The sequence below is a fragment of the Mycobacterium sp. NGS62 genome, assembly GCF_059812285.1.
In genome coordinates this window covers 1-1253 of record NZ_JCALCK010000064.1, presented here as the reverse complement: position 1 = coordinate 1253, position 1253 = coordinate 1, and the positions used below count along the sequence as shown (strand labels likewise).

Below are 1253 nucleotides of genomic sequence, written 5' to 3'. Positions count from 1 at the left end.
ACCAGTTCGTAGGCCGCGGATTGCAGTCGGTCCATCGCGGATTGGGCTAGGAGGGGATCGGCCATCATGGTCAGTATTTCGGGGGGTTCGCGGTTGCTGGTGATGATGGTCGAGGCGGTGCGGTGGCGTTCGACGATGATCTCGTAGAAGTCGGTGGTCTCGGTGGTTTCCAGTCGGTGCAGCGCCAGATCATCGATGACCAGGAGCTCGACGCGGTGCAGTTTGCGCATCTCGTCTTCGTAGGTGCCGTCCACGCGTGCCCCGCGTAGGCGTTTGAACAGTTTGTCGGCCCGTTCGGTGTGCACGCTGTGATGCTTGCGTACCGCGATGTGACCTAACGCGTTGGCCAGGAACGTTTTTCCCACTCCGACTGGGCCTAAGACAAGCACGTTGTAGGCATCGGCGAGGAACCGCAGTGAGGTCAGCTCGGCCCATAATTGTTGATCGAAGGCTACCGCGGTGGAGTCATCCCAGGCCTGCAGCTGCATCCCGGGGTCGAGGTGGGCGGCTTTGGCGCGTCGGGTGGCCGATTCGCGGTCGCGGCGGGTGACCTCATCAGCGAACAGCAGCTCCAGGAAGTCATGATGCGGCAGCCGGTTGGTGCGTGCCAATGCCAACCGCTCCGGGAGAGTGTCGAGTAGCTGGCCCAGCTTCAGGCGGCGCATCAGCGCTTTGAGCTCAGCGGAGACTTCGATCGGTTTGACTGCCGGGCTGGCATCGGGACGCTGTGTGCTCATGAGGGCCTGCGCACGGCGAAGTCAGAACCATCTCGGACAAATCGTGAGGCCAGCGCCGGCGGTGTGGGTATCAGCGCGAGTTGTTCACCACCACCGCGGATCAGGATCCGCTCGATCAGGCCGACGTCGATGACTTCGGCGTCCAGGGCGCGGCGGCAGGCGTCATCCACGGCGTCGACGCCATGGCGGCGCACCAGCCCAAGTAACCGGTAGACCTGACGCATTTTGGTCCGCGGCAGCGGATGTTCGAGGACCGCGCCGGCGTAGACGCCGACATGGGGTCCGTGGGCGGCGGCTTTGCGCTGCAGGGCATTCAGATCACGCATCGCATAGACCGACACCTGCTCGGGCAGATCGGCCGGGTCGGTGTGCCGGCGTCCCGGCGCCATCACCGGATGGACCTTGATCAGCTCTCCGCGCCAGTACAACTTCACCGAATGGGCATCAGCGCGGGCCTCGATGCGCTTGCCGACCAGCTCCCCGGGCACGCTGTAGAGCGCTTTGGCGATCTGCACA

General features: G+C 64.2%; 2 protein-coding genes. Both read right to left on the bottom strand.

Annotated features, from left to right (window positions below; translation table 11 throughout):
• On the bottom strand, nt 1–737 hold a 737-nt coding region (locus AC5Y49_RS24700), incomplete at its 3' end, for an ATP-binding protein (RefSeq protein ID WP_499892003.1).
• A partial coding sequence (locus AC5Y49_RS24695) for a Mu transposase domain-containing protein (protein WP_499892002.1) occupies nt 734–1253 on the bottom strand: 520 nt, incomplete at its 5' end. The genes AC5Y49_RS24695 and AC5Y49_RS24700, both read right to left, overlap by 4 nt.